Genomic DNA, 18,878 nt, shown 5'->3' on the forward strand with positions numbered 1-18,878 from the left:
AGCGTGCAGGCGCTCCGGGCTTTTTTCTTAACTGTGATCTGGGTCGAACGTAGTGGCTGAACCAAGCACTTAGGGCTGCGTCTGATGCAACCGGCCGGCAGAAGAAGCCGGTCCGGCCATTGAAAGCCGTTTGCTATCCTGCGGGGAGTTGCTCCGCTGATAGTTCTTTTCGGAGATGTTGATGTACAAGCTGTGTTTCTATGTTCCGGAAAGTCATCTGGACGCAGTTAAAAAGGCGGTTTTTACAGCCGGCGCCGGACGTATCGGTGCATATGACAGCTGTTGCTGGCAGGTTCTTGGACACGGACAGTATCGGCCGCTCGAGGGCAGTCAGCCGTTTCTCGGCCAGCACGGCCAGGTACAGTCGGTATCGGAATGGAAGGTCGAATTGGTGGTGGCTGACGAGCTGATTCACGACAGCGTCAAGGCGCTCAAGCGAGCGCATCCGTACGAGACGCCTGCTTTCGAGGTGTGGCGGCTCTCTGACATGCAATTCTGATTGATGTTGAGCGAAAACCCCGGGCCGCCGCCGCGACTCGGGGTTTTTCATTGTGCCGACGAGTGCAAGATCAAACGCTGACGTTCAGGCGCACTTCGATATTCCCGCGAGTCGCATTGGAATAAGGACATACCTTGTGTGCGGCTTCGGTGAGTTGCTCGGCGGTTGCCTGGTCCAGGCCAGGCAGACTGACATTCAGCTCAACTTCGAGCCCAAACCCACCCGGAATCTGGCCGATGCCAACCTTGCCGTTGACCGCAGTATCGGCGGGCAACTGTTGCTTCAGCTGGCTGGCGGTGAACTTGAGCGCGCCGATAAAGCATGCCGAATATCCCGCGGCAAACAGTTGCTCAGGATTGGTGCCATCGCCGCCCTGGCCGCCCAGTTCACGAGGGGTTGAAAGCTTTACGTCTAGCAGCCCGTCGGAAGATACAGCACGTCCGTCACGGCCTCCGGTAGCAGTTGCAGTAGCGGTATAGAGAGCCTCGATGGTTTGCATGGTTCACTTCCTTCATTGAGTATTGAGCAATTAAATTATCGCGATAATATTTATCGCGCAAGTTAAATCCAAGGCCGCATGACAAATGCCGTTTGCCTTTTGAGAGACGCGCAGGCTGCGGACGCTGTCCGCTTGCGATCAGGTTGTTTTTAGCAAGGCGCTGCGAAGGGAGACGAGCTGGTTGCGCAGGGCCAGAAGCGCTTCGGGCGATTGGCCGGTGCACTCAACCATGCAGGAAGGAAAATCTTTGGCGCGCTGCTTGAGGGCACGCCCGGCATCGGTAAGGTGAAGTTCGACCACGCGTTCATCAGTATTGCTGCGGGTCCGGCTGATCAGTCCTTCAGCTTCCAGGCGCTTAAGCAGCGGCGTCAGCGAGCCGGGCTCGGTCAGCAAGCGGGCGCTGATTTCACTGACGGTCAGGCCATCGCGCTCCCACAACACGAGCATCGCCAGATACTGCGGGTACGTCAGGCCGATGCTCTGCAGCAACGGTTTGTAGGTCTTGGTCATCTGCAGCGAGGCGGAATAGAGCGCAAAGCACAGCTGATTATCCAGCTGCAATTGCTCATCGGAGAAAGGCGTCGTCATGGCTGACCGAGTGGTAGAAAGTGGGTTCACGTTAACGCGTGTCTTTGCTTCCTGCCAAGCTCGGTTTACTGGCTAGTGGCCTGTGCGGTTAGTTGGTAGTCGATTGACTCGCTGGCACTAGGGTCGAATCTCAATCAAGGTACCGTCCTGTACCAGATTCCAGATCTCGCGCATGTCGTCGTTCTTCAGTGCGATGCAGCCTTCGGTCCAGTCGAGGGTATGGAAGAACCATTCCGGATACTCTTCATCGAGGGGGGTGCCGTGGAGCATGATCATGCTGCCTGGTCGTAAGCCTTCACTGCTGGCTCGGGTGAGATCTTTAGCGTTCGGGTAGGAGATGTGCATCGCCAGGTTGTATTTGTCCGAGCTCTTGCGCCAATCGATCCAATAGAGCCCCTCTGGCGTGCGTTGATCGCCTTCGCGCTGCTTGGGCCCCGGCTGCTTACCCAGCGAGACGCGATAGCTCTTCATCGTGACGCCTCGGCTGATCAAGTGCAGCTTGCGCTCGGATTTGACTACCAGAACCTTGTCGATGAAGGACTCATCGAACGTTGGCGCTGAGGTGGCATGGGATAGGGCGGCAAATGTGAAGCAGAAAATCGCTAACAGCCAGCGCATTGGAGCTTTCCTGAATCCTTACAGCATCAAACCTGTTTACGCGCCACCCGCATTGCTTCGATGGCTTCGTTGCGCACCGGGAAGGTCTGCTGCACCCGGTCGGCGAAGAAGTATTCTAGGGTACGGCCTACGGTCGGAAAAGCGAGTGCCGACCAAGGGATTTCGGTCTGCCGAAAAAGCTTGACCTCAAGGCTCTCGATGCCGGCGCAGAATTGCTCATCGACCAGCTCGGCGCGAAAGAACATGTAGACCTGGTTGATATACGGCAGATCGAACACGGTATAGAGCTGCAGGTCCGTGACCTTGGCGCAGGCTTCTTCCAGCGTCTCTCGCTCCGCTGCTTGTTGTACGGTCTCGCCGTTTTCCATGAAGCCAGCCGGCAATGTCCAGTATCCGCGTCGTGGCTCGATTGCGCGTCGGCAGAGCAGCACATGGTCTTCCCAGACGGGCAAGCAACCGGCGACGATCCGCGGATTTTGGTAGTGGATCGTATTGCATGATTCACAGACAAAACGGGCTCTGTTGTCGCCTTCGGGGATCAATTCCAGTATCGAGCCACCGCATTGGCTGCAGAATTTCATCGCGATTCCTTCGTATGATGGGCCGATCGCTCTACCTGCATTTAACCCGATGACAGGTTAGTGCTGAGAGCGACGTCGGGACAAAAAGTTTTCCATGGCGGGCGATGGCTGATACAGGCGTGGGCCGTCTCCGTTGAAGATGCATGCGCCGGGTTTTAGCTTTGCCCGTCTTGGGCGCCTCGGTGATTCATGCCATGATGCCAGTCAAAGACAGAAAGAGAAGTTTCATGCTGGACAAGATTCTCCAACGGGTGCGCGACTACTCCCCGCATCTTCTGGAGCCGGAAGCCCGGATGCCCGAGGCGGCGGTATTGATGCCGATTACCCGTGGTGACTCGCCGGAGCTGGTGTTGACTCTTCGTGCCAGTGGTTTATCCACACACGGCGGGGAGGTGGCGTTTCCGGGCGGTCGCCGTGATCCGGAAGACCGCGACCTGATCGACACAGCCCTGCGCGAGGCCGAGGAGGAGGTTGGTCTGGCACCGGGGATCGTGGAAATCATCGGGCCTCTCAGTAGCCTTGTGTCCCGCCATGGCATTCATGTCACCCCTTACGTCGGGATCGTGCCGGACTACGTCGAGTATCGTGCGAATGATGCCGAAATAGCCTCGGTCTTTTCCGTACCCTTGGATTTCTTCTGTCAGGGGCAGCGCGAGGTCACCCACCGAATTGATTATCAGGGCGGCGCCTGGTACGTCCCGTCTTACCGTTATGGCGAATACAAAATCTGGGGGCTGACGGCCATCATGATCGTTGAGCTGGTAAACCTGGTGTACGACGCCGGAATCGAGCTGCGCCAACCTCCCGCTTCCTTTGTCGATCTTAGCCAGAAGAGGTCATGACCGTGAAATATCGTCTGGGTGATTCCCGCGTTGAAGCCCATTCACAAAGCTGGGTGGCCCCGAACGCCACATTGGTCGGCAAGATTCGCCTGGATGCCGGTGCCAGCGTCTGGTTTGGCGCCGTGCTGCGTGGCGACAATGAGCTGATCCATATCGGTGAGAACAGCAATGTGCAGGACGGGAGCGTCATGCATACCGATATGGGTCACCCGCTAACGCTCGGCACTGGCGTTACTGTTGGTCATAACGCGATGCTGCACGGTTGCACCGTAGGCGACTACAGCCTTGTCGGTATCAATGCGGTGATTCTCAACGGGGCGAAGATCGGCAAGTACTGCATCATCGGCGCAAACACGCTGATCGCCGAAGGCAAGGAAATCCCTGATGGCTCGCTGGTTGTAGGTTCGCCGGGCAAGGTGGTTCGCGAGCTGACCGAGCAGCAGAAGAAGATGCTCGAAGCCAGCGCTGCGCATTACGTGCACAACGCCCAGCGTTACGCCCGTGATCTGTCGGAACAAGACGATTGAGCGCTCAGGAAAAGCCTGTTGCCTCTCCTTGCGTAAGTATCTGCGCATTGGATGAAGATGATATCTGCACCGGCTGCCAGCGCAGTGTCGACGAGATCCTTCGCTGGAGTCGCATGGACAATGCCGAGCGGCGCGACGTGCTGCAGCGCTGCCACGAGCGAGCGCGGGCGAGTGGTCTGCTGCTCTAACGCCGATGCGCAACGTATCGTCTGCGGCTTTGAATACGGTCAAATAACGAGGAATACCATGCCCCGAATAGGCACTCCGCTGTCTGCCAGCGCTACTCGCGTGCTGCTCTGTGGTTCCGGTGAGCTTGGCAAAGAGCTGGTCATCGAGCTTCAACGTCTAGGCGTCGAAGTCATTGCGGTGGACCGTTACGCCAATGCACCAGCCATGCAGGTCGCCCACCGTCATCATGTGATCGACATGCTCGATGGCGCGGCGCTGCGGACGATCATCGAGCAGGAACGGCCGCATTTCATCGTGCCGGAAATCGAAGCGATCGCTACCGCGACGCTGGTCGAATTGGAGGGCGAAGGTTATACGGTAATCCCGACCGCAAGGGCCGCACAGCTGACCATGAATCGTGAAGGTATACGCCGGCTGGCTGCCGAAGAGCTTGGGCTTCCCACATCGCCTTATCGCTTCGCGGACTCGCTGGACGAATGTCTTGCGGCCGTTTCAGTTCTCGGCTTTCCGTGCCTGATCAAGCCCGTCATGAGTTCATCCGGCAAGGGCCAGTCGGTTCTTCGCAGCGAAGCCGATATTGCACGCGCCTGGGAGTACGCCCAGGCTGGAGGCCGCGCTGGGAAGGGGCGAGTGATCGTCGAGGGGTTCATCGATTTCGATTATGAAATCACTCTGCTGACCGTCCGCCATGCGAGCGGAACCACGTTCTGCCAGCCCGTCGGGCATCGTCAGGAGAAAGGTGATTATCAGGAGTCCTGGCAGCCGCAGCCGATGAGTTCCGGGGCGATGGCCGAGGCCGAGCGAATTGCTCTGGCCGTAACCGATGCTCTGGACGGACGCGGCATTTTCGGTGTCGAACTGTTCGTTAAGGGTGATCAGGTGTGGTTCTGCGAGGTTTCGCCTCGGCCGCACGATACCGGTCTAGTGACGCTGATCTCTCAGGATCTGTCCGAGTTCGCCTTGCATGCGCGGGCGATTCTCGGTTTGCCAATCCCGGCAATTCGGCAGTTCGGCCCGTCCGCTTCGGCCGTGGTACTGGTGGAAGGCGAATCCGCACAAGTGAGCTTCGGTAATCTGGCAGCGGCCATGGCCGAGCCGGATACCTCGCTGCGGCTGTTCGGCAAGCCTGGTGTCAGTGGGCAGCGGCGAATGGGTGTCGCCTTGGCCCGTGATGAGTCGATTGAGGCGGCGCGCGCAAAGGCGCTGCGAGCCGCGTCGGCGATCGATACGCAATTTTAGATATAAGCGGGTCTGAGTGGCGCGGCTATTGCGCGTCGTTCGATGGTGCTGGGGTGCTCTCGATGACCCACGCACGCACGCTTTTAACGCGGTTGTCGGCCGCCTGCAGAATCTCCAGGCGGTACTGGTCGATCTGCAGGCAAATGCCGCTGTCTGGAATGTGCTCCAGTGCCTCGGTTATCAATCCGTTGAGGGTCTTGGGGCCGTCGCAGGGCAGCTGCCAGCCGAGTGCGCGGTTCACTTCACGCAGGTAGGCGGCGCCATCGATCACCTGGGTGCCGTCCTCCTGCGGGTGTATGTCTGGACTGCGCAAGGCGTCCTGATTGCTGAACTCGCCGACGATCTCTTCAAGTATGTCTTCCAGTGTGACGATACCGAGCACATCGCCGTATTCGTCGACGACGATGCCGATGCGGCGTTTCTGCTTCTGGAAATTCAGCAGTTGTGTCGACAAAGGCGTGCTTTCGGGTACGAAGTAAGGCTCGTTGCAGGCTTCCAGCAGGTTTTCCCGTGTCAATTGATCGTGGCTGAGCAGGCGCGCTATTTGGCGCATGTGCACGATGCCTTCGATCTGGTTGATATCCTTGCGAAACACCGGAAGGCGGGTATGCGGCGTAGTGCGCAACTGGGTCACTATGGTTTCCAGGTCGTCCTCGAGATCGATGCCGGTGACCTCATTGCGCGGGATCATGATGTCGTCGACGGTCACCCGCTCCAGATCGAGAATGCCGAGCAGCATGCTCTGTCGATTCAGCGGCAGATCGCTGCCGGATTCGCGAACCACGCTGCGCAGCTCTTCGGTGGACAGGCTGTCGGTGCCTTTCTTTGACGGATCCACGCCGAGCAGCTTGAGCAGCCCGTTACTAATCCAGCCGAGCAGTGCGACCAGCGGGTACATCACCTTCTGCAGCACCAGTAACGGCAGGCTGACCGGATAGGCGATCGCCTCGGGGCGCAGTGCCGCCAGCGTCTTGGGTGTTATCTCACCGAAGATTAGCAAGATGATCGTCAGGCCAATCGTAGCAATGGCGATCCCTGCCTCGCCCCAAAGCTGCATCGCCAGGACCGTCGCGATCGACGAGGCGAGAATATTGACGAAATTGTTACCTACCAGAATGGTGCCGAGCAGGCGATCAGGCCTGGAAAGCAGGTCGATGGCTCGTTTGGCTCCGCGGTGACCTTCTTTGGCCTGGTGGCGAAGACGGTAACGGTTGAGGCTGAGCATTCCGGTTTCGGAGCTAGAGAAGAACGCCGAGCACAGAAGCAGGAAGACCAGCAAACCGACCAAAAAGCCGGGGTGTAGATTTTCCACTTGGTTGCCTTAGATATGCAGGATGAATTCGCGGACCAGCTTGCTGCCGAAGTAGGCCAACATCAGCAGGCAGAAGCCCGCAAGCGTCCAGCGGATGGCCTTGTAGCCACGCCAGCCAAGCTGGTGGCGCCCCCACAGCAGTAGGCCGAAGACTACCCAGGCAATGACCGATAGCAACGTCTTGTGCACCAGATGCTGGGCGAACAGGTTGTCGAGAAACAGCCAGCCGGAGATCAGCGAGGCCGAAAGCAGCAGCCAGCCGGCCAGCAGGAAGCCGAACAGCAGGCTTTCCATGGTCTGCAAAGGCGGGAAATTCTTGATCAGGCCGGACGGGTGCTTGTGCCTGAGATGGTGGTCCTGCAGTAGAAGCAACAGCGATTGAAATACCGCAATCGTGAGCATCCCATAGGCAAGGATGGAAAACAGGATGTGAGCCAGAATTCCCGGCTGCTCGCTGATGGCGGGCACAGTGCCGGACGGGGCGAACTGGGCGAAAAGTACTGTCAGGCAGCCCAGTGGGAAAAGCAATAGCAGCAGATTTTCGACCGGCATTCGATACAGCGCGAGCAGGATCAAAAGGATCACTGCCGCGGCTATCAGGCTCGATGCAGTAAAGAAATCCAGATGCAGGCCGCTCGGCGAGAGCAGTTGAATAAACAGGCTCACTCCGTGCGCAATCAGCGCCAGTGCGCCTAATGCGAGAAGCAGACGTTTATCCGGCACGGTACGTTGTGCCAGGCGCAGGCCTTGATATCCGGTGACGCCAGCGTAAAGACAGGCAGCAGCCAGGCTCGGTAGCAAAGGGTGCATAGGTCCGTTAACAGGCTTGAAAGGCGCTGAGTGTGGCACAAACACCTGGCGTGCAAAAGCGTGCGAATGCAGGGGTTGGCTGCCGTTGTTTATTGATTGTTGTGTTGCCGGATCGGTAGGGCTCCTTGCGTGTCGCCGACGCCTTGCGGTGCATTTAACCGGAGTTGGTTCGGCAGTCACGATCAAAAGCATTGATGCGGGGTACCGGCATAGGGGTCGCAGCTTCTATAATCGGTGCCTTAACCACATCCAGCGTGGAAACGGCACATGTTTGAAAACCTAACTGATCGCCTCTCGCAAACGCTTCGCCACGTCACAGGCAAGGCCAAGCTGACCGAAGACAACGTCAAAGACACGCTGCGTGAAGTGCGAATGGCGCTGCTCGAAGCGGACGTCGCGCTGCCAGTGGTCAAGGATTTCGTCGCCAAGGTCAAGGATCGGGCCGTCGGTACGGAGGTTTCCAAGAGCCTGACACCTGGTCAGGCTTTCGTGAAAATTGTTCGCGCCGAGCTGGAAGAGCTAATGGGCGCGGCAAACGAAGACCTTGCCTTGAGCGTGGTGCCGCCGGCCGTGGTATTGATGGCCGGCCTGCAGGGTGCGGGCAAGACCACAACGGTTGGAAAGTTGGCGCGCTTCCTTAGGGAGCGCAAGAAGAAATCGGTGTTGGTGGTTTCTGCGGACGTTTATCGCCCGGCGGCAATCAAGCAGCTGGAAACGCTGGCTGCGGAAGTAGGAGTGACCTTCTTCCCCTCGGATATCAGCCAGAAGCCGGTCGAAATCGCTCAGGCGGCAATTCGCGAAGCCAAACTCAAATATATAGATGTGGTACTGGTCGATACCGCCGGGCGCCTGGCCATTGATGCCGAGATGATGGCGGAGATCCAGGCCGTTCACGCGGCGATCAATCCGGCCGAGACACTATTCGTGGTTGATGCCATGACTGGTCAGGACGCCGCCAACACCGCGAAAGCTTTCGGGGAGGCGCTGCCGCTGACTGGCGTGGTGCTTACCAAGGTTGACGGTGATGCGCGCGGTGGTGCGGCCTTGTCAGTGCGGCATATCACCGGCAAGCCGATCAAGTTCCTCGGCATGGGCGAAAAGAGCGACGCGCTCGAACCCTTCCACCCGGATCGGATTGCCTCGCGCATTCTTGGCATGGGCGACGTCCTCAGCTTGATCGAGCAGGCCGAGCAAACCCTGGACCGGGAAAAAGCTGAGAAGCTCACCAAGAAACTAAAAAAGGGTAAAGGCTTCGATCTCGAGGATTTCCGCGATCAGCTTCAGCAAATGAAGAACATGGGCGGTCTTGGTGGGTTGATGGACAAGCTGCCTGCGATCGGAGGCATGAATCTGTCGCAGATGGGCAGCGCGCAAGGAGCAGCTGAGAAACAGTTCAAACAGATGGAAGCGATCATCAACTCGATGACGCCCGTCGAGCGGCGCAATCCGGACATCATCAGCGGTTCCCGCAAGCGTCGCATAGCCATGGGGTCCGGCACACAGGTGCAGGATATCGGCCGGCTTATCAAGCAACATAAACAGATGCAGAAGATGATGAAAAAGGTCAGCGGCAAAGGCGGCATGGCGAAGATGATGCGCGGCATGGGCGGCATGCTCCCGGGCGGCGGCGGGATGCCCAAATTCTGATTCCTCGCGTTGCGGGCGGCTCTTCGCCAAGCGCCCGCCGAAGTGGAATAGGCCTGCTGCCAAGGCCTGTGGTTGTTTTTGAAAAAGCCATTTGCAAAAGTCCGGATAATCCTTAGAATATGCGGCCTTTCGGGCCTTGGGCCCTGCATTCAGATTTGCTGTACCGACTACAGGAACGATGTTCACATGGTAACTATTCGTCTCGCCCGTGGCGGCTCCAAGAAGCGCCCTTTCTACCACCTGACCGTGACCAACAGCCGCAACCCGCGCGATGGTCGCTTCGTTGAGCGTATCGGTTTCTTCAATCCGGTCGCCTCGGGTGCGGAAGTGAAGCTCTCTGTAAATCAGGAGCGTGCCACTTATTGGCTGAGCCAGGGCGCACAGCCGTCTGAGCGCGTTGCTCAGCTGCTGAAGGAAGCTGCCAAGGCTGCTGCCTGAAACACATGAACGCAACGTCAGACCCGGCCGAAGACCTGATCGTCATCGGCAAGATCGTTTCGGTGCATGGCGTGCGTGGTGACGTAAAGGTCTATTCCTTTACTGATCCGATCGACAATCTGCTGGACTATCGTCGCTGGACGCTGAGGCGAGGCGAGGAGGTCAAGCAGGTTGAGCTGGTCAAGGGCCGCCTGCAGGGCAAGATCCTGGTGGCTACGCTGAAAGGGTTGAGTGATCGCGAAGAGGCACGTACTTACGCCGATTTCGACATCTGCATACCCCGAAGCGAACTCCCTGCCTTGACCGGTGACGAGTATTACTGGTTCCAACTTCAGGGCCTGACGGTCATCAACCAGCTCGGGCAAGTGCTCGGTCGGGTAGACCATCTGCTGGAGACAGGGGCCAACGATGTCCTGGTGGTCAAACCGTTCGACGGTAGCCTGGATGATCGTGAACGTCTGTTGCCTTATACCGACCCCTGTGTCTTGAAGGTCGATCTGGGGGCAGGCGAGATGCATGTTGAATGGGACGCGGATTTCTGACCGACATGCCCAGTCTTCGTGTCGAAGTGATCAGCCTGTTTCCGGACATGTTCGCTGCTATCCGTGACTACGGTATTACCAGTCGCGCGGTGAAGCAGGGGTTGCTCCGGCTACAGTGTTGGAATCCGCGAGCCTATACCGAAGATCGCCACCAGACGGTGGATGATCGACCTTTCGGTGGAGGTCCCGGCATGGTGATGAAGATCAAGCCGCTGGAAGCTGCTCTTGCGGATGCCAGAGAAGCTGCAGGCGACAAGGCGAAAGTTATCTATCTCTCGCCACAGGGGCGCCAGCTTAAACAGGCTGATGTTCGCGACCTGGCGAAAGACGAGGCACTCATCCTCATCGCGGGTCGTTACGAAGGTATCGACGAGCGTTTTATCGAAGCGCATGTCGACGAGGAATGGTCGATCGGCGACTACGTATTATCCGGTGGTGAGTTGCCGGCGATGGTGCTGATCGATGCAGTGACCCGATTGCTCCCTGGGGCCTTGGGTCATGCTGATTCTGCTGAGGAGGATTCGTTTACCGACGGCCTGCTCGACTGTCCGCATTACACGCGACCGGAAGTGTATGCGGATAAACGTGTTCCTGAGGTGCTGCTTAGCGGCAACCACGAACACATCCGGCGCTGGCGTTTGCAACAGTCCCTCGGAAGGACTTGGGAGCGCCGTGTCGATCTTCTGGATAGCCGCTCGCTTTCTGGGGAAGAACAAAAGCTGCTGAAGGAATACATCCATCAGCGGGACGATAGTTAACGTATCGATGGCACGCCAGACGGCTTGTCTCAGGAGCACACAGCATGACCAACAAGATTATCCAGGCGCTCGAAGCCGAGCAGATGACCAAAGAATTGCCTCCGTTCGCCCCCGGTGACACCGTTGTCGTCCAGGTGAAGGTAAAGGAAGGTGAGCGTGAGCGTCTGCAGGCCTTCGAAGGCGTCGTTATCGGTAAGCGTAACCGCGGCCTGAACAGCGCATTCACCGTTCGTAAGATTTCTAACGGCGTTGGCGTTGAGCGTACCTTCCAGTACTACAGCCCGATGGTCGACAGCCTCAGCGTCAAGCGCCGTGGTGATGTTCGCAAAGCCAAGCTGTACTACCTCCGCGCGCTTTCCGGCAAGGCAGCCCGCATCAAGGAAAAGCTTTCCTGAGGAAGGCTTTCTTGTGGAAAAAGCAGCCTACGGGCTGCTTTTTTTTTGCGCTCAGTTTCGGCTGCATTCAATGCATCGCAACTTAATGATTGCTGCCGGTGTGGCGGCGTGAAAACAAACAGGCTCATAGCACGGTAGTGATCGATTCCTGCGGGTTCAATCGTCGAACTGGCCGTCGCGTGGTTCGCGTCGGTAATACCAGTCTCAAGGCGGATGTCAAAGCCTGTGTGGCGGCCGCGCGCTTGCTATCAGGCCCGCTTCAGCTTCGTTGCAGGGGTGACGGTAATCGACCCGTGCACTGTTGCCGCACGTTGATGATTGATTCTGGCGGAACTGACGCGGCCTATGGAACACTAGCGCGCTTTCACCTCTGCCGACATTCCATCATGCCCGCACTTGACGACCCGGTAATCGACCGCTTTCTCGATGCCCTTTGGCTCGAGAAGGGATTATCGGATAACACGCGCGAGGCCTATCGCAGCGACCTGGCATTGTTTAACGGCTGGCTCGACGCGCGCGGCGTACGCTTGGTCGATGCAGGGCGCGAGATGATCCTGGATCATCTCGCCTGGCGTCTGGCTAGCAACTACAAGGCCCGCTCTACTGCGCGGTTGCTTTCTGGGTTGCGTGGCTTCTACCGGTTCCTCCTGCGCGAAGGTTCGATCTCGGTTGACCCTACGCTACGGGTCGATCTGCCGCAGCTCGGGCGTCCGCTGCCCAAAACGTTGTCCGAGGCTGATGTCGAGGCCCTGTTGGCCGCTCCTGATATCGGCGAGTCGCTGGGAATGCGCGATCGCGCGATGCTGGAAGTTCTTTATGCGTCTGGCCTGCGTGTGACTGAGCTGGTCAGTCTCAGCCTGGAGCAGATCAATCCTCGCCAGGGTGTGCTGCGTACCTTCGGCAAGGGCAATAAAGAGCGTTTGGTGCCGCTGGGCGAGGAGGCTATGCACTGGCTGACGCGCTATCTGCGCGATGCTCGCGGGAACCTCCTGGCCGGTAAGGTCAGCGATGTGGTCTTTCCCAGCCAGCGTGGCGACCAGATGACGCGCCAGACGTTCTGGCATCGAATCAAACTGCACGCCAAGGTCGCTGGGATAGCGGTATCGATCTCACCGCATACGCTGCGTCATGCGTTCGCCACGCATCTGCTCAACCACGGCGCGGATCTTCGCACCGTGCAGATGCTGCTCGGCCACAGTGATTTATCCACCACCCAGATATACACGCACATCGCTCGCGCGCGCCTGCAGGACCTGCATGCGCAGCACCACCCGCGTGGCTGAGCGATGACGTTGGTAAGGTGCCTCGTAGGCCGCAAGCCAGCGAGCGAAGCCCTGGCGTCGTGCGCCGGATGGCAGTGCCTATGTTAATCTGCGCCTCTTTCCTCGATCGAAGTCGCCAGGAGATTCCATGCGCGTGATTCGTTTTTTTGCTGCCGCGACCATCGGTCTGGCCAGCTCCGTTGTCCTGGCTGCGGACGCCGACAAGGCGATCCGTGACTCGCTGCATTCCATTCAGCCTGACATGCCGATCGAAGCGATTGCCGAAAGCCCCATGGATGGCGTTTACCAGGTGCAGCTCAAGGGCGGGCGTCAACTCTACGCCAGCGCTGACGGGCAGTTTCTGATCCAGGGTTACATGTTCCAATTCAAGGACGGCCAAGCGATCAACCTGACCGAGCAGGCCCAGAGTCGTTCGGTTGCCAAGACGATCGAGGCCATTCCTACCAGCGAGATGGTGGTATTCGCCCCCGAGAAACCGAAGACACATATCACGGTGTTTACCGATACCGATTGCGGCTATTGCCAGAAGCTGCACAGCGAAGTGCCTGAGCTGAATCGTTTGGGTGTCGAGGTTCGCTATATGGCTTTTCCAAGGCAGGGTATGGGCAGCCACGGCGCCAATACGCTGGCTAGCGTTTGGTGCGCCAAGGATCGTCAGGCTGCGATGAACAAGGCCAAGGCGCGCGAGGAAGTCTCTACCGCCAGCTGCGACAATCCCGTGGCCGAGCAGTACGAGTTGGGTCAGTTGCTCGGTGTTCAAGGCACCCCGGCAATCATTCTCGCTGACGGCCAGATCATCCCCGGTTACCAGCCTGCACCACAGCTTGCTGCGCTCGCGCTGAAGGCGAAGTGATCCTGGGGAGGGCGCCTTCAGTCTGAAAGACGCCCTCCTGTTTGACGCTGCCTGAACTGTTCTGCGCCTCGCGTTCAAAGCCTGAAGGCATACCAAGGAGGCGCGAAGATGAAGCTCGAAGGTTCCTGTCACTGCAAGGCCGTGCGTTTTTCGCTCGAGTCGGCCGAACCTTATCCATTCATGCGGTGCTATTGCACCATCTGCCGCAAGACGGCTGGGGCGGGCGGCTATGCGATCAATTTGGGTGGTGATCATCGAACGTTGACCGTCGAAGGGCGCGAGCATCTGAGCATCTATCAGGCGAAGATGGTTGATGCGCAAACGGGCGCAACCACCACCAGCGATGGCCAGCGTCATTTCTGCAAGCATTGTGGCAGTGCGCTCTGGTTGTGGGATCCGAATTGGCCGGATCTGGTTCACCCTCACGCATCCGCTATCGATACAGATTTGCCGAGTCCTCCTGAGTCGACCCACCTGATGCTGGCTTCGAAAGCCTCATGGGTCGAACCGCAGATTGGCCCTGACGATCGCTGTTTCGATGAGTACCCGGACGAGTCGCTCGCACAATGGCATCAGCGCCTGGGACTGCGAGACCATTCCGGGTAGCGGCGAGGCGCGTCCGCATCCCGCCGATTTGACTAAATCCCGCGCGCTTCGTAATGTGCGACTCTTTTGTTCGGCCGCTGTACTCGGCCGTTCGCTGGCAATGGAGAGTGCAGCTTGAAACCGGTCAAAGTTGGCATCTGTGGGCTGGGAACCGTCGGTAGCGGTACCTTCAATGTGCTTGAGCGCAACGCTGCCGAGATTGCTCGCCGGGCCGGACGTGGAATCGAGGTTGCGCAGATTGCTGCACGCCGCCCGAACCCCAAATGCGACACCGGTGACACCCCGATTACCGCTGATATCTTCGGCGTGGCAAACAACCCCGAAATCGACATCGTCGTCGAGCTGATCGGCGGTTACACCCTGGCCCGTGAGTTGGTCCTCAAGGCCATCGAAAACGGCAAACATGTAGTTACCGCGAACAAGGCTTTGATCGCGGTGCACGGTAACGAAATCTTCGCCAGGGCTCGTGAGAAAGGTGTCATCGTCGCGTTCGAAGCCTCGGTTGCCGGCGGCATCCCGGTGATCAAGGCGATTCGTGAAGGCTTGGCGGGTAATCAGATCAACTGGCTGGCCGGCATCATCAACGGGACCGGTAACTTCATCCTCACCGAAATGCGCGAGAAGGGCCGCACCTTCGAAGACGTGCTCGCAGAAGCGCAGGAGCTGGGTTACGCCGAGGCCGATCCGACCTTCGACGTCGAGGGCATCGACGCCGCCCATAAGCTGACCATCCTCGCTTCTATCGCCTTTGGCGTGCCCCTGCAATTCGAAAAGGCTTACACCGAAGGCATTTCGCGCTTGACCACCGCCGACGTCAATTACGCCGAGGCCCTGGGTTATCGCATCAAGCATTTAGGAGTTGCGCGCAGCACAGCCTGTGGAATCGAATTGCGCGTGCACCCGACGCTCATTCCGGCCGATCGCTTGATTGCTAACGTCAACGGCGTCATGAATGCTGTAATGGTCAATGGCGACGCCGTCGGCTCCACGTTGTACTACGGCGCCGGCGCCGGTATGGAGCCGACCGCGTCGGCCGTAGTGGCTGACTTGGTCGACGTGGCTCGCGCGCTCACCACCGACCCGAACAATCGCGTCCCGCATCTGGCGTTCCAGCCCGACTCGCTCTCGGCACACCCGATCCTTCCGATCAGCGCCTGCGAAAGTGCCTATTATTTGCGCATTCAGGCCAAGGATCATCCTGGCGTTCTGGCTCAAGTCGCGACCATTCTTTCCGAGCGCGGGATCAACATCGAGTCGATCATGCAGAAGGAAGCCGAAGAGCACGATGGCTTGGTGCCGATGATTCTGGTTACCCACCGGGTTCTGGAAAAGCGCATCGACGACGCTATTGCGGCCCTCGAGCAGCTCGAAGGAGTCAGTGGCGACGTCGTGCGGATTCGCGTGGAACAGCTGAATTAATTGGAGCTGGAAGCCGGAAGCTGAAAGCCAAAGTGGATCTCAGGCTTCAGCTTCGGGCTTCAGGCTCAAACCTAAGGTTAAAAAAATGCGCTACATCAGTACCCGTGGCCAGGCGCCCGCCCTGAATTTTGAAGACGTGCTGCTCGCCGGGCTGGCCAGCGACGGCGGTCTCTACGTACCGGAAAACCTGCCACGCTTCACTGTCGAGGAAATCGCATCGTGGTCGGGTCTGCCGTATCACGAACTGGCATTCAAGGTGATGCGGCCGTTCGTGACCGGCAGTATCCCGGACGCCGATTTCAAGCAGATTCTCGAAGAGACCTACGGTGTTTTCGCGCATAACGCAGTCGCGCCCCTGCGTCAGCTGAACGGCAACGAGTGGGTCCTGGAGCTGTTTCATGGCCCGACCCTGGCGTTCAAGGATTTCGCCCTGCAGCTGCTCGGACGCTTGCTCGATTACGTACTGGCGAAGCGCGGGGAGCGCGTGGTCATCATCGGTGCGACCTCAGGCGATACCGGCTCGGCGGCGATCGAAGGCTGCCGCCGCTGCGACAACGTCGATATCTTCATTCTTCACCCGCACAACCGTGTTTCTGAAGTGCAGCGTCGTCAGATGACGACTATTTTCGGCGACAACATCCATAACATCGCAATCGAAGGCAACTTCGATGATTGCCAAGAGATGGTCAAGGATAGCTTCGCCGACCAGGGCTTCCTCAAAGGCACTCGTCTGGTAGCGGTGAACTCGATCAACTGGGCACGGATCATGGCCCAGATCGTTTACTACTTCCATGCGGCGCTGCAGCTAGGTGGTCCGGCACGCTCCGTGGCGTTCTCTGTTCCGACAGGTAATTTCGGCGACATCTTTGCCGGTTATCTGGCGCGCAATATGGGGCTGCCGATCAGTCAACTGGTGGTCGCGACCAACCGCAACGACATCCTGCATCGTTTCATGAGTGGCAACCGCTACGACAAGGACACCCTGCATCCTTCGCTGTCGCCCTCCATGGATATCATGGTGTCGTCCAACTTCGAGCGCCTGCTGTTCGATCTGCACGGTCGCAACGGCGCGGCGGTGGGCGAGCTGATGAGTTCCTTCAAGGCTACCGGCAAGCTGTCGGTCGAAGAGGAACGCTGGACCGAGGCCCGCAAGCTGTTCGATTCGCTGGCCGTGGACGACGAACAGACTTGCAAGACCATCGCCCAGGTATTCGATACGACCGGCGAGCTGCTCGATCCACATACCGCCATCGGTGTCTACGCCGCGCGCGAATGCCGCCGCAGCCTGTCAACGCCGATGGTGACACTGGGCACCGCACATCCGGTGAAATTCCCTGAGGCGGTCGAGAAGGCTGGCGTTGGCAAGGCGCTTGAGCTTCCGAGCCATCTTGCCGATTTGTTCGAGCGGCCGGAGCGCTGCACGGTGCTGGCCAACGACCTCAAGGCCATGCAAGCCTTTGTCGGCGAGCACGGCAATCGCGGCAAGCCGCTGTAACTTGTAGCTAACCAGTCCGATGGAATGCGCTTGGTGTCGGTGATGAGCTAAGCGCAAGCCGGTCGGCTCTTGTCGAAAACGCTGTGCTTCACCGGAGTGTCGTCGCTTGCCTTGCTCGGCTGCCCCTCTTCCAACGGCGAAGCGATGGTCTGACGTTACAACGCCTGAGCTCAGAAACTCCACAGCGACCATCAGTCCGCGACGATTACTCCCGCTAGATTGACCGCTTCCAGCTTGTGGCTGAGGTGTCCTCTGAGGATGCTGCCCAAGCGCATCCCGTCACGATCCCGTAGTGCATCGATCATTTCCTCGTGGTCGTTCACCGCTTTGCGCCAAAAGTCTTCGTTCATTTCCATCGTGTAGCGGATCCTCTTCACCCGCTGGCTGAGGTTGTTGTACATCTCCAGCAGGATCGGGTTTCCAGAAGCCAGCAAAATCCTTTCATGTATCTGCTGGTTGGCTTGGAAATAAGCCTGCAGGTCCTTGCGCTCGTAGTAGTCGATCATTTTTTGGTGAAGCTCGCAAAGGGCTGCCAGCTCTTCGTCGTTCAGGCGACAGCAGGCGGCTTCGCCGGCCAGCCCTTCCAGGGCCGCCATGACATCGTAGGTATGTTTCACATCGCTCAGAGACAGGCGGCTCACGCGCGCTCCCCGATTCGGCAGAATTTCTACCAATCCTTCTGAGGTAAGAACCTTCAGTGCCTCGCGAAGCGGCGTTCTGGAAATGCCGAACGTCTCGCAAAGCTGTTTCTCTGAAATCTTTTCGCCTGCTACCAGCGAGCCGTGCTCAATTAATTCACGAATTCGGTTTGCAGCTTCCTGATACAGAATCTTGTGTTGGATTTTTTCCAAGGGAGCTTATTCCTGATAAGGCACACCGTTAGCTGCATCACGTCCATTGTTGATATCAGTGAAAGGTCTGCTAGCGTTTGAATTAAGAATACAAAATAGGCGAAAAGTGCGACAGAAGAAAAAAGTGGAACACAAAAGGTAGCGTGCATATGCCAGGTCAGAACTTGGCTCCGTGCCGTTGCCTCAGTACTCGTTTTGATCAGTTCGCCTGGCTCTGCCGGGCCCATCAAAGGAAATAACATGGCTGGCAAGGTTTATCGTTCGAGCGTAGTCATATCACGAGCAAAAGCCCGGCAAATCATCGATGCTGCGTTCGCGGAGGCTAGAGCCAAGGAGATGGAACCGCTGACCCTATTCGTTATGGATGCGGGCGGCAACCTCATCGCGGCCGAACGCGAAGATGGCTGTGCCCCGTTGCGCTTTCCGGTTGCCAGGGGCAAAGCCTTCGCCGCGCTGGGTAACGGCGTATCCAGCCGCACGGTCGGCGAGCGAAACGAATCGCGTCCGGCTTTTCTGGCCTCTGTGGCAGCGGCGTCAGGCGGGCACTTCGTGCCCGTACCGGGCGGCGTACTGATTCTCTCGAACAATGACGAAGTGATCGGCGCCGTCGGGGCTAGCGGCGCATCCTCCGATGAGGACGAGCAAGTAGCCATCCTGGGTATAGAAGCTGCGGGGTTACGGGCCGGTATCGTTCCAGCCTGACGCCCATCTCCAGCGCTAATGGCGGCCGGCGCTGCTGGTCGCCTCTCAATGCTCCGGCTCTTCATGACCATGATCGCTTTCGGCTGGCGATTAGTGTCAGGTATGGGCGCTCATTTCATTTGCGGCCCGTTATGTTCTAACGTCTGCGCCGCTAATAATTCTTCCTGAACCAATCCTAGCCAGGA

Annotated in this window: 23 protein-coding genes; 16 read left to right on the top strand and 7 right to left on the bottom strand. The window is 58.3% G+C overall.

What is annotated here, in order from left to right; translation table 11 throughout:
• Positions 1–181 precede the first annotated feature (181 nt).
• Entirely contained in the window at positions 182–499 is a 318-nt protein-coding gene (locus tag NAV33_RS14800; RefSeq protein WP_255981349.1) for a YqfO family protein, read from the top strand.
• Between the two features lie 70 nt (positions 500–569).
• On the opposite strand, the gene NAV33_RS14805 is transcribed toward NAV33_RS14800, so the two are convergent.
• From NAV33_RS14805 to NAV33_RS14820, 4 genes are all read right to left on the bottom strand, one after another.
• On the bottom strand, positions 570–998 hold the full coding sequence (locus NAV33_RS14805) for an organic hydroperoxide resistance protein (RefSeq protein WP_255981351.1): 429 nt from the start codon (positions 996–998) through the stop codon (positions 570–572).
• A 138-nt stretch (positions 999–1,136) separates the two neighbouring features.
• Complete coding sequence (locus NAV33_RS14810; RefSeq protein WP_255981640.1) at positions 1,137–1,586, bottom strand: MarR family winged helix-turn-helix transcriptional regulator; 450 nt, start codon at positions 1,584–1,586, stop codon at positions 1,137–1,139.
• Between the two features lie 117 nt (positions 1,587–1,703).
• Positions 1,704–2,204, bottom strand: a complete 501-nt coding sequence (locus NAV33_RS14815) for a L,D-transpeptidase family protein (RefSeq protein ID WP_255981353.1) — start codon at positions 2,202–2,204, stop codon at positions 1,704–1,706.
• A gap of 26 nt (positions 2,205–2,230) precedes the next feature.
• Positions 2,231–2,785 carry an NUDIX hydrolase gene (locus tag NAV33_RS14820; protein WP_255981356.1) on the bottom strand — a complete coding sequence of 185 codons (555 nt, stop codon included), beginning with the start codon at positions 2,783–2,785 and terminating at the stop codon, positions 2,231–2,233.
• Positions 2,786–3,012: 227 nt separating this feature from the next.
• Here NAV33_RS14820 and NAV33_RS14825 point away from each other — a divergent pair, with 227 nt between their 5' ends.
• From NAV33_RS14825 to purT, 4 genes are read left to right on the top strand one after another with little or no spacing between them, the layout of a single operon-like run.
• Positions 3,013–3,627 (top strand): CoA pyrophosphatase, encoded by a 615-nt coding sequence (locus NAV33_RS14825; RefSeq protein WP_255981358.1) that lies wholly within the window; start codon positions 3,013–3,015, stop codon positions 3,625–3,627.
• A gap of 2 nt (positions 3,628–3,629) precedes the next feature.
• Positions 3,630–4,154, top strand: a complete 525-nt coding sequence (locus tag NAV33_RS14830) for a gamma carbonic anhydrase family protein (RefSeq protein ID WP_255981643.1) — start codon at positions 3,630–3,632, stop codon at positions 4,152–4,154.
• Positions 4,151–4,342 carry a DUF1289 domain-containing protein gene (locus NAV33_RS14835; protein ID WP_255981360.1) on the top strand — a complete coding sequence of 64 codons (192 nt, stop codon included), beginning with the start codon at positions 4,151–4,153 and terminating at the stop codon, positions 4,340–4,342. The genes NAV33_RS14830 and NAV33_RS14835 overlap by 4 nt, the downstream gene beginning before the upstream one ends.
• A 58-nt stretch (positions 4,343–4,400) precedes the next feature.
• The gene (gene purT / locus NAV33_RS14840; protein ID WP_255981362.1) at positions 4,401–5,582 is read left to right on the top strand and encodes a formate-dependent phosphoribosylglycinamide formyltransferase; all 1,182 of its coding nucleotides are present in this window, start codon (positions 4,401–4,403) and stop codon (positions 5,580–5,582) included.
• 25 nt (positions 5,583–5,607) lie between these two features.
• Here the strand turns inward: purT and NAV33_RS14845 are convergent, their stop codons facing one another.
• Positions 5,608–6,894, bottom strand: a complete 1,287-nt coding sequence (locus NAV33_RS14845) for an HlyC/CorC family transporter (protein WP_255981364.1) — start codon at positions 6,892–6,894, stop codon at positions 5,608–5,610.
• 9 nt (positions 6,895–6,903) lie between these two features.
• On the bottom strand, positions 6,904–7,704 hold the full coding sequence (locus NAV33_RS14850) for a cytochrome C assembly family protein (protein WP_255981366.1): 801 nt from the start codon (positions 7,702–7,704) through the stop codon (positions 6,904–6,906).
• Positions 7,705–7,971: 267 nt separating this feature from the next.
• Here NAV33_RS14850 and ffh point away from each other — a divergent pair, with 267 nt between their 5' ends.
• The 10 genes from ffh to thrC all read left to right on the top strand — a co-directional run bounded on the left by ffh (position 7,972) and on the right by thrC (position 17,140).
• Positions 7,972–9,351 carry a signal recognition particle protein gene (ffh, locus tag NAV33_RS14855; RefSeq protein ID WP_255981368.1) on the top strand — a complete coding sequence of 460 codons (1,380 nt, stop codon included), beginning with the start codon at positions 7,972–7,974 and terminating at the stop codon, positions 9,349–9,351.
• A 186-nt stretch (positions 9,352–9,537) separates the two neighbouring features.
• Positions 9,538–9,789, top strand: a complete 252-nt coding sequence (gene rpsP / locus NAV33_RS14860) for a 30S ribosomal protein S16 (RefSeq protein WP_021208322.1) — start codon at positions 9,538–9,540, stop codon at positions 9,787–9,789.
• A 5-nt stretch (positions 9,790–9,794) separates the two neighbouring features.
• Positions 9,795–10,331: a ribosome maturation factor RimM gene (rimM, locus tag NAV33_RS14865; RefSeq protein WP_255981371.1), complete on the top strand. Its 537-nt coding sequence runs from the start codon at positions 9,795–9,797 to the stop codon at positions 10,329–10,331.
• Between the two features lie 5 nt (positions 10,332–10,336).
• A complete protein-coding gene (trmD, locus tag NAV33_RS14870) occupies positions 10,337–11,089 on the top strand; it encodes a tRNA (guanosine(37)-N1)-methyltransferase TrmD (RefSeq protein ID WP_255981373.1) in 753 nt (250 codons plus the stop codon).
• Positions 11,090–11,133: 44 nt separating this feature from the next.
• The gene (gene rplS / locus NAV33_RS14875; protein ID WP_021208319.1) at positions 11,134–11,484 is read left to right on the top strand and encodes a 50S ribosomal protein L19; all 351 of its coding nucleotides are present in this window, start codon (positions 11,134–11,136) and stop codon (positions 11,482–11,484) included.
• Between the two features lie 386 nt (positions 11,485–11,870).
• The gene (gene xerD, locus NAV33_RS14880) at positions 11,871–12,767 is read left to right on the top strand and encodes a site-specific tyrosine recombinase XerD (RefSeq protein ID WP_255981375.1); all 897 of its coding nucleotides are present in this window, start codon (positions 11,871–11,873) and stop codon (positions 12,765–12,767) included.
• A gap of 127 nt (positions 12,768–12,894) precedes the next feature.
• Complete coding sequence (locus tag NAV33_RS14885) at positions 12,895–13,620, top strand: thioredoxin fold domain-containing protein (RefSeq protein WP_255981377.1); 726 nt, start codon at positions 12,895–12,897, stop codon at positions 13,618–13,620.
• A gap of 108 nt (positions 13,621–13,728) precedes the next feature.
• Complete coding sequence (locus NAV33_RS14890; RefSeq protein WP_255981379.1) at positions 13,729–14,226, top strand: GFA family protein; 498 nt, start codon at positions 13,729–13,731, stop codon at positions 14,224–14,226.
• 114 nt (positions 14,227–14,340) lie between these two features.
• Positions 14,341–15,645, top strand: coding sequence for a homoserine dehydrogenase (locus NAV33_RS14895; RefSeq protein ID WP_255981381.1), 1,305 nt, complete (start codon positions 14,341–14,343; stop codon positions 15,643–15,645).
• Positions 15,646–15,730: 85 nt separating this feature from the next.
• Positions 15,731–17,140, top strand: a complete 1,410-nt coding sequence (thrC, locus tag NAV33_RS14900) for a threonine synthase (protein ID WP_255981383.1) — start codon at positions 15,731–15,733, stop codon at positions 17,138–17,140.
• Between the two features lie 191 nt (positions 17,141–17,331).
• On the opposite strand, the gene NAV33_RS14905 is transcribed toward thrC, so the two are convergent.
• Positions 17,332–17,991, bottom strand: coding sequence for a GntR family transcriptional regulator (locus NAV33_RS14905; protein ID WP_255981385.1), 660 nt, complete (start codon positions 17,989–17,991; stop codon positions 17,332–17,334).
• 240 nt (positions 17,992–18,231) lie between these two features.
• Here NAV33_RS14905 and NAV33_RS14910 point away from each other — a divergent pair, with 240 nt between their 5' ends.
• Positions 18,232–18,693: a GlcG/HbpS family heme-binding protein gene (locus tag NAV33_RS14910; protein WP_255981387.1), complete on the top strand. Its 462-nt coding sequence runs from the start codon at positions 18,232–18,234 to the stop codon at positions 18,691–18,693.
• The last annotated feature ends 185 nt before the right edge of the window (positions 18,694–18,878 follow it).

This window comes from Stutzerimonas stutzeri, from assembly GCF_024448715.1.
Taxonomy (GTDB): domain Bacteria; phylum Pseudomonadota; class Gammaproteobacteria; order Pseudomonadales; family Pseudomonadaceae; genus Stutzerimonas; species Stutzerimonas stutzeri_AR.